Source organism: Paenibacillus sp. FSL K6-2524 (assembly GCF_038005525.1).
Taxonomy (GTDB): Bacteria; Bacillota; Bacilli; order Paenibacillales; family Paenibacillaceae; genus Fontibacillus; species Fontibacillus anaericanus.
In genome coordinates, this window is sequence record NZ_JBBOSP010000001.1 from 5,550,691 (window position 1) to 5,567,228 (window position 16,538).

General features: G+C 44.7%; 9 protein-coding genes and 1 pseudogene. All 10 read right to left on the reverse strand.

The window, feature by feature from the left end; all coding sequences use genetic code 11:
* Positions 1-2 precede the first annotated feature (2 nt).
* The 10 genes and pseudogenes from galU to uvrA all read right to left on the reverse strand — a co-directional run bounded on the left by galU (position 3) and on the right by uvrA (position 16,319).
* The gene (gene galU / locus NST85_RS25920) at positions 3-896 is read right to left on the reverse strand and encodes a UTP--glucose-1-phosphate uridylyltransferase GalU (RefSeq protein WP_341190791.1); all 894 of its coding nucleotides are present in this window, start codon (positions 894-896) and stop codon (positions 3-5) included.
* Positions 897-1,056: 160 nt separating this feature from the next.
* Positions 1,057-1,248 (reverse strand): hypothetical protein, encoded by a 192-nt coding sequence (locus NST85_RS25925; protein WP_127194174.1) that lies wholly within the window; start codon positions 1,246-1,248, stop codon positions 1,057-1,059.
* A gap of 498 nt (positions 1,249-1,746) precedes the next feature.
* Positions 1,747-5,184 carry a DEAD/DEAH box helicase gene (locus NST85_RS25930; protein WP_341190792.1) on the reverse strand — a complete coding sequence of 1,146 codons (3,438 nt, stop codon included), beginning with the start codon at positions 5,182-5,184 and terminating at the stop codon, positions 1,747-1,749.
* A 351-nt stretch (positions 5,185-5,535) separates the two neighbouring features.
* Positions 5,536-8,088 carry a U32 family peptidase gene (locus NST85_RS25935; protein ID WP_341190793.1) on the reverse strand — a complete coding sequence of 851 codons (2,553 nt, stop codon included), beginning with the start codon at positions 8,086-8,088 and terminating at the stop codon, positions 5,536-5,538.
* A 626-nt stretch (positions 8,089-8,714) separates the two neighbouring features.
* Complete coding sequence (locus NST85_RS25940) at positions 8,715-8,927, reverse strand: hypothetical protein (protein ID WP_127194171.1); 213 nt, start codon at positions 8,925-8,927, stop codon at positions 8,715-8,717.
* 220 nt (positions 8,928-9,147) lie between these two features.
* Positions 9,148-10,248: a GerAB/ArcD/ProY family transporter gene (locus NST85_RS25945; protein WP_127194170.1), complete on the reverse strand. Its 1,101-nt coding sequence runs from the start codon at positions 10,246-10,248 to the stop codon at positions 9,148-9,150.
* A 34-nt stretch (positions 10,249-10,282) separates the two neighbouring features.
* On the reverse strand, positions 10,283-10,486 hold the full coding sequence (locus NST85_RS25950; RefSeq protein ID WP_127194169.1) for a hypothetical protein: 204 nt from the start codon (positions 10,484-10,486) through the stop codon (positions 10,283-10,285).
* A gap of 2 nt (positions 10,487-10,488) precedes the next feature.
* Positions 10,489-11,645 (reverse strand): annotated as a pseudogene (locus NST85_RS25960) (Ger(x)C family spore germination protein).
* Complete coding sequence (locus NST85_RS25965) at positions 11,642-13,195, reverse strand: spore germination protein (RefSeq protein WP_341190796.1); 1,554 nt, start codon at positions 13,193-13,195, stop codon at positions 11,642-11,644. The pseudogene NST85_RS25960 and the gene NST85_RS25965 overlap by 4 nt, the downstream one beginning before the upstream one ends.
* A gap of 265 nt (positions 13,196-13,460) precedes the next feature.
* Positions 13,461-16,319: an excinuclease ABC subunit UvrA gene (gene uvrA, locus NST85_RS25970; protein ID WP_341190797.1), complete on the reverse strand. Its 2,859-nt coding sequence runs from the start codon at positions 16,317-16,319 to the stop codon at positions 13,461-13,463.
* Positions 16,320-16,538: the final 219 nt, after the last annotated feature.

The window sequence follows — 16,538 nt, forward strand, 5'->3', positions numbered from 1 at the left end:
TCTCAATGAGAGGTCGTTTTCTTATGTCCTGTATTTTCTATAATCTCTGTCATGTAATCTAGTAATTGTTCCCTAAGTTCGATGTTCTGCAACGCATAATGGATGCTTGTCTGGATGAAGCCAAGTTTCTCTCCAACATCGTGCCGAATACCTGAAAAGTTATAGGCTATAACTCGCTCGGTCTCCCGCAAGCGGGATATCGCATCCGTTAGTTGGATCTCACCATTTACGCCTGCATGTTGTTCACCAAGTATATCGAAAATAGCTGGAGTTAGAATATATCTGCCCATAATCGCCAGATTAGAAGGGGCCGTGTTCACCTCGGGTTTCTCTACCAATTGATTAGCTAAATATACCCGGTCTCTAATCTCGGTTCCGTCTACAATACCATAGCGAGATACTTCATTCCAAGGCACAGGTTGAACACCTACTACCGAAGCCTGCTGTTCATCATAGACATCAATCATTTGCTTCAGACAAGGCACATCAGATTCAACTACATCGTCACCAAGTAGCACTGCAAAGGGTTCATCACCAATAAACTTCCGGGCGCACCAGATAGCATGTCCAAGACCTTTAGGTTCCTTCTGCCGGATATAATGAATATCCGCCATTTCAGATGACTTGCGGACCTCCTCTAGTAGCTTCCATTTCCCCTTCTCGTTGAGGTTATGTTCCAACTCAAAGGAATTATCGAAGTGATCCTCAATGGCACGTTTGCCTTTACCCGTGACGATAATAATGTCTTCAATGCCTGCAGCTACGGCTTCTTCCACGATATATTGAATAGTCGGCTTGTCCACAATGGGTAGCATTTCCTTCGGCATCGCTTTAGTTGCAGGTAAGAAACGCGTACCTAACCCTGCGGCCGGGATAATGGCTTTACGAATTTTCATTTTATAAATATCTCCTTGTCCATTGTAGGATCTCAGTTACTTACATTATATCACAGTTATTAAGGAAGCTAGCAAACAAGAAAAAGGCTCCTCTCTCCGAAATAAATGATTCCGGGAAAGTCGCCTTTTGATTTACTATTGCTGTTGTATCACTAGTTCATTAACTCCAAAATCTGCGGAAAGAGAATCGTTGAGGTGGTTCCTCTTTGCGAATACGGTTGCCTGGTTCAGGTGTATGCAAGAAACGTTCCGTACCGTATTCGAGTTTATGATACGCCTGATCGCCTCCAATTTCTAGTCGTCCTTGAACCCGAGAAACTACCGATTGCATTTCGAGGAATCCTTCAAACATCTCATCCAGCCTCCTAAAAGTTTTGTGTAACAAAACTTACTTCCTAAGCACATCCGTTTTGTGAAATACAGCCTTCCATCTGATCTTCCACAAACAAATCTATTTCATAAACCTAAACGCTTTTTCGAGCAAGCAATGACTTCTTGTGAGCTTCGTAACAAAACTTACTTCATTAGCATAATCCGTTTTGCGAATCATCCTTCCCTTTCGATTTTCATAAAAAAATCACTTGGAAAACTTAATTCACGTTGTAGAACTCTGCCTCCATTTATATTTTGGTTACGCTTTCATTTTATCATATAAACAATTTTTTAGCACTGATAAACTTCTATTATCAATGGAAAATATCTCCTTGTCACAGAAACTTAATAAAGAGATCAGCAGTTTAAAGCGTTGCACCAAACCATTGATACATCTACGATTATGAGAAATGCGGGCTCGAAATTCCCGCTGCGCTAAGCACAACTAGTATCTAACAAAAAAACAGACTACTCATATTCATATCATGAGTAGCCCGCGAATTTCTTGCTCGGTTAGGGAGCTCGAAGTCCCTTCTCCTGATTCCGATGAAATGACTTCCTCGATCAGATCTCTTTTACGTTCCTGAAGCTCCAGAATCTTCTCTTCAATAGTTCCTTTGGATACTAAACGAATAACCTGTACAACTTGCTTCTGTCCCATCCGGTGAGCTCTACCCGTTGCTTGCTCCTCTACAGCCGGATTCCACCATAGATCATACAAAATAACTGTATCCGCTCCTGTTAAATTAAGTCCGGTTCCTCCCGCTTTGAGCGAAATAAGAAAGATCTGATTCTCTCCCTCATTAAAACGGCGGCACAGGTCTACACGCTCTCTTGAAGGTGTGGAGCCATCGAGATAGAATAAATCCACCTCTCGCTGCACGAGCTCCGAACGGATCAAACTCAGCATGCCGGTAAATTGTGAAAAGATAAGAAGCCGCTTCCCACTGTCCAGTGCTTCTTCAACCAGCTCTAGTAACTGCTCCAGCTTACCTGAAGAGCCTGTAAACGAATCTATGAACAAAGTAGGGTGACAGCACAATTGACGTAGTCTAGTAATGCCCGCTAGTATTTTGATCCGACTTTTCTGAAAGTTTCCTTCCTCCAAATCCTTTGCGGTATCCTCCTGCAATTTGGCCAAATAGGCGCTATAGAGTTGCTTCTGCTCCACATGTAGTTCGGACTGTAGTACGGTCTCTATTTTATCAGGAAGCTCCCTCAGCACGTCCTTCTTAAGTCGCCGCAGTATGAAAGGACGCACCTTCTTTGCGATTCGATCCCGTGGCATTTCTATAAACGTCTTCCGTCCACCGAACAGACCTGGGAATACTGCGTCAAAAATCGACCATAACTCCTCTAGTGAATTCTCAATTGGAGTGCCAGTAAGAGCAAAATGGTGAGCCGCAGAAATCTCTTTCACAGCCTGTGCTGTCTGCGACGCCGGGTTCTTAATATACTGCGCCTCATCGATGATCAACGTGTCAAATGTGATCTCCCGGTACCACTCCAAATCACGACGCAGTGATGGATAAGTCGTCACGATTACGTCGACCTTTTCAACCTCACTCAGAACTTCGCTACGTTCCTGCTTATCTCCAGCAGCCACTTTAACATGAAGCTGCGGAGCAAACTTGTGGAACTCACTTTCCCAGTTATAGACTAGCGATGCTGGCGCAACAATCAGTACCGGCTTTCGCTCAACGCCTGTGGCGCTGCTCTTTTCATGCTCAGAAACAATATAAGCGATACTTTGCAATGTTTTACCAAGCCCCATATCATCGGCAAGAATACCTCCAAAATGATAATGAGCCAACATCTTCATCCATCTGAATCCTGTCACCTGATAATCCCGCAGTATAGAGGCAAGTGAGCTCGGGACTTCGAAGTCCATGGCCTCCGGGTCCTTTAGGTGGTCTAGTAGTCGGCGCAGAGACCTGCCCCATTGAACGCCTTGTAAACCATCCTCATTCCGGTCCTGAAACTGTAATCCCCGTGCCACCGGAAGTGAAATCAAACCACCTTTGATATCGTTTTTCTTCATTCCCAGATCACTATACAACCGATTGAACACCTGAAACTCTTCATTCTCCAAGGAAAGAAACGCTCCTTCAGGCAGTCGGTAATATTTCTTCTTCTCTACGATGCTAAGGAATATTCCCCTAAGCTCATCCTCACTCATCGCATCCATTTCAAAAGAGACCTCCAGCCAATTCAGCGAGCTATCCGTATCTATTTTCACCTTAGGAGGACGGTTGCTGCTATGGATCATTCGTTTAACAGATGGCGTTGCATATATCTCAGCCACATGCTCAAGTTCCGGGAGTAAATTGAATAACACGTCGTAAAGTTCATCCTCTGCCTCCGCTATCAACCCACCTTCATAAATTCGAAAAGCCGATCTATCAATCATATCCAAGATAAGCGCCTCGCGCTGCGTATCCCGAATTAAGATAACATCGCCGAGTGATGGGGATCCGATAGAATCTACGCCCCAGCCTCCGCTCCCAGCTTCACTCTCATTCCTATTCCCCAAAGACAGCGGCTGCAACTTAATCCCATCATAATGAAATTCCAACATGCCCCGTAATACCTCACCATCTTGCTCCAAGAACAACTTAGCGCGCAACTGCGTTTCAACAAGCCTGTCGGCGATTTGTTGCTCCATACTCACATTCCCAAGTCGGCGCAGGCCGGGCACCACATGTTCCATGAAAGAATCTATTTGAATAGGGAGAATGTGCAACTGATTACTGTCCTTGTGATACAACAGCTTCCACAATTCACTTGCGATCCGGGTATCCGATTCCTCAAGCATAATGACTCGCTCTTCCGCTACAGCACATCCGTAACGAGGCATTAAAGTACATTCCTGCAAACTTTCTATATCCATCAGGTAACTCTCGGTCTCTTGCTCCTTACTAATTTTAAAAGAAACCGGAAGCTTGCCCTCTTCTGCCACAAATGAACGCGTAGCGCCATTATCTTGCTCCATGAGCACGTTCAGTCCAACTCCCGTCATGAGTTGAACTAGCGACTTCCAAGCAAGCGGAGGTAGGATCAACTGTCGTTTGTCTCCTTTGGAACGAGTGCTGGAGTACCTAGGAGAAAGGTGAGTAGCCTCTTTATAGGCATATTCACTATTATGAATATCAATCAACCTCATGATTAATTCGCAGTCCTCTGGGCTGAACTCATGCACATTGGGATCATAGGCGAATAGTTTGGTAAAAGGATATCGATCGGCTGCTTCAACGTGTCCAAGAAACTCACCGAGATCATTAACGATATAAAGCCGTTTTTCTCCAACCTTCATCTCCATGACAAACTTATATTCATCGCCCAGACTATGCACTCTTTTTACAGTGAACTCCACATTCAACAATTCCTTGCGACCATGTAAAGGGACCGTAGTGGCTAGTTCGCTACCATGTTTCCTAGTTACACCGGATTTACGCTGAAAAAGGGAAATAAGACTGCTTGATACTATGTCGTCCCCTTCATATGCGACTGTGGTATTAGGCTGTGAATCCTGAGGATACTCATCATCTGCAGAACCAACTGATTCAGTATTCTCAAATAGCGGAGACAAGGGAACTACATAGCCACTTCGGATTCCCGGTTCACTATGCACTTGATGTATCATGATCAACACTGCTGCAATATGTTTACAATATCCATAGTAAGGTGTATAGGCCGGGCAATTGCACTGCGCTTTGAGTGTACCTGATCTGTTCACGTCTACCCTCACAACGTATTGCTGCTCCCCGTGAACCTTGGCTTCAAAATGACCTGCCCCATCGCTATTCAGCTCAGCCACCAAGCCCTCTTTAACGAGCTGCTCTCCCCGCTTATATGAGATTCTACCGCATAGTGATCTGACTTCACCCAATGTAAAAGGAACCATACTTCTATCCATTCCCCTCGGTTTTTATCTTTTATCTATAAAATAAGGCCCAAGACCAAAATCAGCGGCTGACGTCGCTCAATTGAATCGCTATGGGTTCGGAGGGTTCTTACGATCGCTGTTAAAGCCCTATTTCCTGATTATAAAAGGATTATTGGTTGAAATAGTTCTTTAAAGGCGAACACTACCGTTTCTTCAGAATCCTTCCGACCCTTCGCTGTGTTCACGCGTACAGTCAACCACTGATTTCTAAATTGAGCCTATAAAAACAAACCTTTTTTTGAAAAAAGACTGCCCTCCGTAAATCACACGGAGAAGCAGTCCTATGAACATGATCGAGCAACGCCGATTGGTGCAACCTTGTTATTTCACTAATTGCCCACGCGTAACGCCAAGTTGGTTAGTCGCTTTAAGTGACTTCCATACCTGTGTTCCGCTAATCTCACCACGTAACGCACGGGTATACAGATCAATGACCTCATGTACCTGCTCTGGTGTCTCTTCCAGGAATTCTACCCGATAGTTTGGCACACCAAGCTCAAGGAAGTGATTCAAATATTCTGCACCTGATTGCTCAATAGCGTTATACACGGTATTGCGACAGCCTTCGTCTACTCGAACCGGATGAGACATTCCAATACGGTCCTGCAGGGATACGCTGTGATCTTCACATGGACGTCCGCAGTTCGTAAAGTCTGTTCCTTCACTAAGGAAGGTACAGTACACACAATGCTCCGTATGGAACATTGGTAAATGCTGATGAATAACGATCTCCACCGCAGAAGTCTGACTCTGACCCAGCAGATCAACCATCTGCTGAATATTCAGGTCATATGACGGTGTGATGAGATCACAGCCCGCATCTAGGAACAACTCTGCCGCCTTGTGATTGGCGATGTTAAGCGAGAAGTCACCGATAATTTGCGGATGCTTAGCATCAGGATTCTCCTGACGATGACGCAAATAGAAATACAGCGCACCTGTGTTGCGTACTAGCACTGCGTCGGGTTCAAGACGCAGGATGTTGTTATGGTAGCCGTTCTCGCCTGGCATATGAATGCGCGGCGTCGCTAGCGCAATAGACTTGCCTGCAGCCCGTACGGCTTCCGCCGCTGCCGGGAACTGCTTAATGAATTCGAAGTCGGCGTAGATCATTTCTACGCCAGCTTCGAGTGCAGCCTGCACCTGCGGCAGGCTGCGGCAGAGCGCGGTGAGCTTCGCCTCACCGCGAGCCACGGGCACGCGGCGCGGCATAGCATCCGCGCCGCCATTCGCAGGCGCCCCGCTATGCGCGAGGGCGCCATCAAGCCCTTCCGCCCGTTTCACGTAAACGGGCGGTTTAGGCCGCTCGCCCGCCAGGAGTTCCACTGCGCGGCGGCGAATGCCGTTCAGCTCTCGCATCGGTAGGATTACGTCGCCATGCAGCTCCACATCCAGCTTCTCAAGCTGGAACACCGTACCGCCTAGACGGCCAAACTGCTCTTCGAGCAGGGCGTAGTCCATCGGCCGTTTCTGCGCGACTTCGAGCTCAAGCTCCGAGTCGACTTGTACCGTCGTTCCTTTCTGGACATCGGTCCAGAAAGTCGAGAGCAGCCCACCTGCATGTCCAATTACCCGGACATGTACTGGGAACACCCGGTACGGCTTTTCAGTTTCATATGACTGACGAAGACGCTTATCCAAAGCAGGGTCATTCGTCTTCCAGATACGATCGCCTACATGAACACGGCGCAGATCAACATCGTTGCGACCTGGCACAATGTCCACGATCCAACTCTCAGCCGCTTCGCCTTCCAGCTTCACACCCTTGCGCCGCAAATCGTAGATGCGGCCCCCCTCTTCCTTCTTCGTCGGGTCCCCCGCATCGAACACAATACCGTCCCCACGCTTCACTGGCGCCTCAATCTTACAGACAACACCATCACGAAGCACCTGTTCTACCACACCTAGATATACTCCACGGCTTTTAGGAAATGTTCCCTCCACCAATTGCTTATTGTTCGTTCCTTCAAGGAATCCGTGCGTAAAACCACGCGAGAAGCTCTGTTGAAGCTCTCGAATTTCTTCCTTTGATGGCCGGACTCCATCTCCTTCGAAATAACTATCGATTGCCTTCCGATACTTACTCACGACATTAGCAACATATTCCGGGGTCTTCATCCGTCCTTCGATCTTGAAAGACGTTACTCCCGCTTCAATCAATTCAGGCATAATATCAATAGCAGCGAGGTCTTTAGGCGACAACAGATAAGCTATATCGCCCATCGGCTTCTGCACTCCATCAACCATGAGGTCATATGGAAGACGGCATGCCTGTGCGCATTCGCCGCGGTTCGCCGAACGTCCGCCCCACATTTCCGATGTTAGACATTGACCGGAATAAGATACGCATAGAGCACCATGTACGAATACCTCCATCGGCAGCTTCGCCTGCGCTCCAATCTTCTCGATTTGCTTCAGGTTATTTTCACGTCCAAGTACAACCCGCTCCATCCCCCACGGCTTAGTAAACTCAACCGCTTCCGGCGAAGTAATCGTCATTTGCGTCGAACCATGAATCGGAAAGTCTGGTGACAGTTCTCTGATCAGCTTAACCAGACCTAAATCCTGTACAATCACCGCATCTACACCTGCATCGATACATGCTTCAATTAACTCTCCTGCATCTCGTAACTCATTCTCAAAAACGAGAATATTAAAGGTCAAAAACCCTTTCACTCCATAGCTGTGTAAAAAGGCCATAATCTCTGGCAACTCGTCCATCCGGAAATTGTTCGCCCGTGCACGAGCATTAAACTTCTCCACTCCAAAAAATACCGCATCTGCTCCATTGGCTACCGCAGCCCGCATACAATCCCAATCACCTGCGGGTGCAAGCAGTTCCACGTCTTGTCTTGTTAATGCTGTCTTACTCATTTATATCCTCCTAGATAAATCACTTGGATTCATCATTAAATTCTGTATTCATCTCTCTTAGAACTAACAACATCTAAAATCTGAGATTCCTATAACTTATCTATTTTATCAGACATCGGCCTCACACTCTAGCTTTATTCCCACGTATCCAGCGGAAAATATAAGCAAACATGGAATACCACAAAGTTACTCATTACCTTCATACATCTATATACTCTAGAGTTACTTAACAACTTCCATCCACCGCTACACTATTTAGTCACTCAGCAACTTCCAAACCACACATAGTTGTATAAAATACACCAAATTGGCTTCATCGATGAATTCGCTCACTTTAGTTGTACAACATACAGCTATTTCAAGCCAAACTGGAGACTTACTCGAACATGGGAAGTTTAAGTGTACTATTTGCAACTAATACTCGTGCAGCGTAGATTGAACCCATATTAAGTGTAACTAATGCAACTAAATAATTTTGGACACTATCCGGTGCTATCCAATGTACAGTTTCAGTTAGGTTATAAGTTAAACTGTGATCCTAAATACAAAATGGCAGGCCAATTACTTGGGCTGCCACCTTTTTGTTGCGAAATATAATTAATCATTAGTTGTGGCCATCAGATGATTTAACTGAACCAAGCCTTGATCATGATGACATCCGAGACCAAAAAAATGACCAAGCAAAGCATGCCGAATCCGATAGCAAACAGATTCTTCTTGGGACGCTCCATCAGTAGACGTACCACACCAATAAAAATAATCAGCGTAAACAATAACATAAAGATATCAAAGCCGTTATAGGTCGTTGTAGTCTCACCAGCTCCAGCGAGTAACCACATATCGAAGCCCCCTCTTTAATCAGCGGTTTATCACATCTTCTTCCATGTTATCTTCCTTCTGGATCGGATGCAATAGCAAGGACGAAAAAATATTGAAAATGTTGCCATATTGACGATAATTTCATTGTTTTTCTTCTCGAACAGTAATTTTTATCCTTGACATTGTCCAAGTCCATTCTTATCCGTGCTGATATTTGCTAACATTAGAGTGTCGTCGCTATTAAGCCACCGCCGTCTTATTCTTGTTTCTTCGAACTACAATTTCAGACCCAATCCACAATATCATCGGGATAATCACCTGAAAAGGGAAGGCATAGACTTTATAAATATGAAAGGCGAAGTACTGCATCCCCATAATATCTTTGAATATAAATACCGACAAATACACCATGATCAACCCCATCTGTAGGACAACGGAACGATAACTCTTTAGGTTAAATACTTTGGCAATTCCAATGCTGGCTACATATAAACACAAACTAACCTTGATGACCAGCGCTGTTACAAACGCTATCGCCGAGGAGCCTTCGATTCTTGTGAGAAAATCCCCTATATTGATCCGGCTCGTCGCCACATAAGATGGGAAGTACAAAGAGGTTATGATCTCAGGTCCCAGTACTAACATATTACGTAGGTAAACTAGAATAATAACTCCCCCTGAAATCAACACCCCACTTAGCATTACCCGATAGGCTGAGGCTCGATCCGGTAGGGAGTGAAAAGCGCCCAACAGCAATACAGTCTCAGCTAAAGGAAATGAGAATGAACTCATGGCATCGCTCAGTACGGCATTCCAACCGTTATCTAGCAACGGTAATAGATGATGATATTCAAAAAGGGGGAGCGAAAATATTTGTATGATAAAGAGCTCAAATAGCACAAACAGAACTAAGAACTTCGCACTTCTTCCGATCACTTCAATCCCTGCTCTTACTGCCCAAACACAGAGTAGCCCAATGCATAGCATAGGCACAATCATCGGCGTTGCAGTTAACGGGACCGTTTTACTGAATTCGCCAAAATTACGCAGCACAAGGGCTCCTAAATGTAGGGAATACCATATATATGAACAGGCTACTACTCTACCTGCTACCTTGCCAAAAACTGCAATCAACATATCGAAAATATTTTTACCAGGAAACAGAGCATGCAGTCTTGCGTAGATGCACACAAGCGGCACTGCCATTGTAATCGCAAGCAACAAAGAAACCCAAATGCTGTTGCCGGATAGACCTGCACCTCCCATGAACAATGAACTGCTGATCATAAACATGATCGTTATGCTAGTGTACTGGCCACCCGTAATCGTCTCTTTACTCATGAAAGGTCACCTTCTTTCTTGGTATTCATTCATTCTAGTGAAGTTGCTTGACCCAGCCTTCAATTAATGGGGTAGGACTGGGAATATCCCACTTCATCGTCAGTGAAAAGGCGATCACAAACGAAAGCAAGCACAGGGCAGAACATACATAAAAGTCACGTTTCAATCCCTGTTTCAGCAGACCATACGGATCAATCAAAACAATGAAAGCATAAAGAAACACAATTAATACAGCCATTTTTAATCACCTATTCTAATTGATCTTGAAGTTCTAGCGCTGTTATCAATCATAACCTTCGATTGAACCGTAAACTTTAACTTGCTAAATTCATTTTCCCATGTGTCATCCATCTCTTTCCACGTTTTAGGCAACTGTTCATGAATAATCTCTCCAAACCCAAAAATATCGCTACGATACTCCTGCTGTACTTTATAAATTACCTTCAAGATATTTTTTTCGAGTTCTTCCTCAGCACGTTGTTCAATTGCCTTCTGGCTCTGGAAATCTGACAATCCGTTTGAAGACATGACCTCATCCAACCCGGTATGAGTCACGGTGTTAATCTGAATCTGGATTCCCTCAGTGTCAATATCGGCTTAATTTTCGTTTGGCTTGATATAATTTCCAATGAGAAGCTTGGTTTTCCCGTCTCATCTTTCACGGGTAAAATGCCTCCCTTTATATCATTTTTGGCAAAAAGCATATATTTACTTTCTTCACCACTGAGAGTGCCCACCATTCGATCTTTACTAAAAACAGCGGTTCCGTTGACTCGCTCACTGCTAGTCGTATCATTTTGGTGAATATAAACTAGCGGTGCTATTGCGCACTTCCCACGAGACTCCAACTTATCGATAAAATCCCATATCTCCACAGTCGGAGCTGAGCTAACATACTTCTCATCCCGCATCATTTGCGCCAACTCAAAGGAAGTGATTGACTCCATTGTGCTTTGAAGATCAAGAATCTCCCGGGCTGTTTTCTCCTTGGATACAAAAATAAATACATCAGCTCTCGTTTCCGTATCTCTCGTGTACCAATCAATAAATCTAATCACCCCGTCACTCCGGGCAACCTCCTCGCTGATAATAATCACTTTGGCATGACTCCAGAATAATTTCTTGCCTGTCATTGATATCATGTTTCTGACAATCTCAAACATCGTGTCTCCTGTAAGGCTAATCGTCTTGTAGCCTGCCTGCGTCTGCTTTGTCCCCCCTTTTGTGTCAATCAGTTCTACTGTTAATAACAATTTTCCATCTGCCGGGTTCTTATCAATTGCCACACCTGCCACAATGGACAAATCATCAACTTCAACGTAATTCCAGCAACCTGAAATCGCAACTAGCGAAAACAGTACTATTAGTATCTGCAGCAAACGTTTCACCTGTATCATCGATGATGTCCCTTGTTCTTAGATGACTTTCTCTTCATATTCCTCGCCCCTATGACCACCGGACGCAAGTACATGTCCCACCACGGAACCCGGATCACTGTATCCTTTATATCCTGAGGACGAATCGAACCTACGCCAATCATATAAGACACCCCAAATGAACGAAGACTCATCAAATGAACTACCAAACCAAGCAGCCCTAAGAAATACCCATATATGCCTAATAGAAAGGCCAGTATCAGTAATAAAACCCTGATTATTATTAAAGGACCCGTAATTTTGGGGTTTAGTAGTGTTGTTATCCCCGTAAGACCGACTACAATAACCATAGGAGCACTGACGATTCGAGCATCCACGGCCGCCTGTCCTAGAACTAAAGCACCCACAATACTGACAGCCTGTCCTACGTTGCTTGGTATTCTGGAACCCGCCTCCCGCAGGATCTCGAATACGGTCAACATCAGCAGCGCTTCTACTATTGTTGGAAATGGTACGTCCATCCTCGCCTTCGCAATGCTGAGCAGGAGCTGTGTGGGTACCATTTCCTGACTGTAAGTAACCAATGCAACATATACAGCTGGGATACTAAAGGACAAGAATGCCCCAAAGATCCTTAACAACCGGTTAAAAGAGGCAAAATAATAGTTCATGTAATAGTCTTCGCTGGTTTGAAAATTCTCCACAAACACATAAGGGAGAGTTAGGGCAAAAGGACTCCCCTCGATAAGTAGCGCAATTCTACCCTCCATGAGCTTACCAACCACCGTATCAGGGCGCTCTGTGCTTCCAATCGTTTCGAAGGGGGAGTAGGGCTCATCCCGAATTAATTCCGAAATATAACCCGTATCCAGAATATGATCAATTTCAACCCGCTTCAGCCGACCTTGCAGTTCCTTAAGAATATCTGGCGAGGCCAAGCTTTCCATATAGCAGAGGCAGGTTTGTGTTTTACTGCGAGTTCCTACCTCAAGGAATATAAACTTCAAGTCAGAATCATGTATTCTCCGCCTTATAAGCGTCAGGTTAACTTGCATTGATTCGGTAAACCCTTCACGAGATCCCCTGTTCGCTTTTTCCGTCATCGGATCGGTTATAGCCCTAATCTCCCAGCCTTGTGCACTAATGTTAAGTGCGCCGGAATAGCCGTCCAGTAGAAATACGGTTTTCCCCGATATAATCGCAGCGATTATTTCTTCCAGATCCGTAGAGTCAGCTACATCACTAACATTCAAAACTTGCTTTCTGATTTTATCCATCAGCTCAGCTGTACCACTTCGTTCCGATTCATCAAACTGATAGCTAGTTATAGGTTTTATAACACCCTCACTAATCTGGTTCCTATCAATCATTCCGTCAATATAAATTAGGCCACAGCGAATACTGCTACACTGTGCATTCTCAATTATTCTTATTCTAAGTGTGCCATCATTGCTGAATATTTGCCGAAACAGGGCTAACATTTCGTCCAAAGAACTACTAAGAGAATAAGTAGATAATGAGGTCTCGTTGGCCGGACTGGTTCCACCGCTTTCAGTCTCCTGGTTTTTCACTGTGGTCACTCCTACCTAATAGCTTTTGATGAGAGTATCCCCCGTCTCTCTTTCTCCTATTCGCCAAAATTATACTTTGAAGGAAGACTAACTCTGTTGCCCTGTTTAGATTAAATTATCCGCTACATTATTTTCACCTACACAAAAAAAAACGCCCAATGCTGCTTGCTCGCAACATCAGACGTTCATGTTTAATTTAACTGTGTTTCTTCTGTTCTTGGCCAATTAACCTCTAGTCACTTTGACCTTCTAGTCTTCCGTTTCTCTAACCGAGTACCTTCATTTCTTCGGTACGTTTCGTATCCCGCTCCAGAACCGGCGCCAAGTATTGCCCAGTGTACGACTCTGCCACCTTCACAATGTCCTCTGGCGTCCCCGTTGCAAGGATCGTTCCGCCTCGGTTTCCGCCTTCCGGACCCAAATCAATAAGATAATCCGCTGTCTTAATGACATCCAAATTATGCTCGATAACCAGTACCGTTTCACCGGAATCCACCAGACGATGTAATACTTTGAGTAGTCTGTCGATATCATCGACATGTAGCCCTGTTGTCGGCTCATCTAGAATATAAATCGTCTTGCCCGTACTGCGACGATACAACTCGGAAGCTAGTTTCACACGCTGTGCTTCCCCGCCAGATAACGTCGTAGCTGGCTGTCCGAGATTAATATAACCAAGCCCCACATCCAATAGCGTTTCAAGTTTGCGGTGAATCTTAGGAATGTTCTGGAAGAACTCAGTCGCTGCTTCTACAGTCATCTCTAGTACATCGGCAATACTCTTATTCTTATATTTAACCTCTAACGTTTCTCTGTTGTATCGTTTACCTTTACAAATTTCACATGGTACGTAGACATCCGGTAGGAAGTGCATCTCAATCTTGAGAATACCATCGCCACGGCAAGCCTCACAACGGCCTCCCTTAATGTTAAAACTGAACCGCCCTTTCTTATAACCACGCACCTTTGCCTCATTTGTATTGGAGAATAGATCACGGATATCATCAAATACTCCAGTATACGTTGCTGGGTTAGAGCGTGGTGTACGACCGATCGGCGACTGATCAATATCAACGACCTTCTCGATATGTTCCAAACCTTTGATCTCCCTATATTGTCCTGGACGAACCTTAGCTCGGTTAAGGTCACGTGCTAATGTTTTATATAAAATTTCATTCACTAATGTCGATTTACCCGAACCAGATACACCAGTCACGGCCGTAAAGACACCAATAGGGAACTTGACGTTGATGTTCTTAAGATTGTTCTCCTTGGCTCCTTTGACCTCCAACCAGCGCTCATCAGGTTTACGCCGATCATTGCTAACCGGAATAAACTTCTTCCCGCTTAAATATTGTCCAGTTAACGAGTTCGGATCATCCATGACTTCTTGTGGCGTGCCCTGTGCGACTACATACCCACCATGTATACCTGCCCCCGGACCGATATCAATGATATAATCTGCAGCTAACATCGTATCCTCATCATGCTCAACAACAATTAGAGTGTTACCAATGTCACGCATATGCCCCAACGTTTCAATCAATCGATCGTTATCCCGCTGGTGCAGACCGATACTTGGCTCATCCAAGATATATAAGACGCCCATCAAGCTCGAACCTATTTGCGTCGCTAGACGAATCCGTTGAGCTTCCCCTCCAGACAACGAGCCTGCAGCCCGACTTAGCGTCAAATAATCAAGTCCAACATTAACAAGAAAGCCTAATCGGCTGTTTATCTCCTTAAGAATCATATTGGCGATTGTCATCTCTTTGTCGCTCAATCGTAGACCATTAAAGAAATCCTTCGCTTCCCCAATGGACAGAGAAGTCACATACGCTATGTTCTCGTCGTTAATCGTGACAGCTAGAACTTCTTTCTTCAAGCGATTTCCTTTGCAGCTACTACAAGGTTTAGAGCCCATAAACCCCTCAATAAATTCCCGTATACCATCCGAACTCGTCTCACGATAACGCCGTTCTAGGTTAGGAATAATTCCTTCAAAGGTAACGTAGGCATCTTTGCTCATTCCAAAATCATTCTGATAACGAAAGCGTACCTTAGTGGTTCCTGTACCATGCAGCAACTTGTCCATCTGCTCTTTGGTAAGCTCAGATACCGGAACATCCTGCGGTATATCAAAATGCTCACAAACCGATCTCAAAAATTGTGGATAGTAATTGGAGGTGCTACCTGCCCAAGCTTCAAATGCTCCTTGCTCAATACTCTTATCTGGATTCGGGATTAACAGGTCAGGGTCAATAACCATCTTCGCCCCTAATCCATCGCATTCCTGGCAGGCTCCAAACGGGCTATTAAAGGAGAACATCCGTGGGGACAATTCATCCATGCTAAAGCCGCAAATCGGACAAGCAAAGTTAGAACTGAAGCGCAGCTCTTCTTGACCTATAATGTCGACAAGTAATTGACCACCTGACATCTTCAGAGCTGTTTCGATGGAATCGGAAAGCCTACTCCGAACATCCTCTTTCACTACAATGCGGTCAACAATAACTTCAATCGAATGTTTCTTATTCTTCTCTAGTTCAATATTCTCCGAAAGATCACGTTGCTCCCCATTTACACGAACACGAACGAAACCCTGTTTAGAGATCTCGTTAAAAAGGCTTTTATGCTCACCCTTTTTCCCCGATATAACAGGAGCTAATATTTGCAGTCTGGTTTTCTCAGGATATTGCATAATACGATCTGCCATCTGTTCAACCGTCTGAGAGGTAATTTCGACACCATGTTCTGGACAGTGAGGATGTCCCACTCGCGCAAACAACAACCGTAAGTAATCATAGATTTCCGTCACGGTCCCAACCGTAGATCGTGGATTACGGCTTGTCGTCTTCTGGTCAATGGAAATTGCCGGGGATAATCCCTCAATAGAATCTACGTCCGGCTTCTCCATTTGTCCTAGAAACTGGCGAGCATATGCGGAGAGTGATTCCACATAGCGCCGTTGCCCCTCAGCATAAATCGTATCAAAGGCAAGTGACGATTTACCTGAGCCACTAAGCCCTGTTAGCACAACAAATCGATCGCGGGGAATGGTGATATCAATATTCTTCAAATTATGCGCTCTTGCGCCCTTTATGACGATATTCTCAATGGCCACTTCGGTTTCATCTCCTTGAAACTATATAAATTGAACTATCGATTGTGATAGGTTGCGATATCGAAATGTTCTTACGATCACTGTTGTCCCCGAATTTCTTCATTGAACTTTATACAAGGGTGAAATTCGGGGACAAAGGTGAACGCTTCGCTTCTTCAGAATCATTTCGTTCTCTCCACATTTTCACTTTCTTTATTTCAATTTATATATCTCTCTTAT

Excerpts from the sequence above, each read along its gene's own strand:
- NST85_RS25930 (WP_341190792.1), bottom strand. The coding sequence starts at position 5,184 with ATGGATAGAAGTATGGTTCCTTTTACATTGGGTGAAGTCAGATCACTA.
- galU (WP_341190791.1), bottom strand. The coding sequence starts at position 896 with ATGAAAATTCGTAAAGCCATTATCCCGGCCGCAGGGTTAGGTACGCGT.
- NST85_RS25935 (WP_341190793.1), bottom strand. The coding sequence starts at position 8,088 with ATGAGTAAGACAGCATTAACAAGACAAGACGTGGAACTGCTTGCACCC.
- NST85_RS25925 (WP_127194174.1), bottom strand. The coding sequence starts at position 1,248 with ATGTTTGAAGGATTCCTCGAAATGCAATCGGTAGTTTCTCGGGTTCAA.
- NST85_RS25940 (WP_127194171.1), bottom strand. The coding sequence starts at position 8,927 with ATGTGGTTACTCGCTGGAGCTGGTGAGACTACAACGACCTATAACGGC.
- NST85_RS25945 (WP_127194170.1), bottom strand. The coding sequence starts at position 10,248 with ATGAGTAAAGAGACGATTACGGGTGGCCAGTACACTAGCATAACGATC.
- NST85_RS25950 (WP_127194169.1), bottom strand. The coding sequence starts at position 10,486 with ATGGCTGTATTAATTGTGTTTCTTTATGCTTTCATTGTTTTGATTGAT.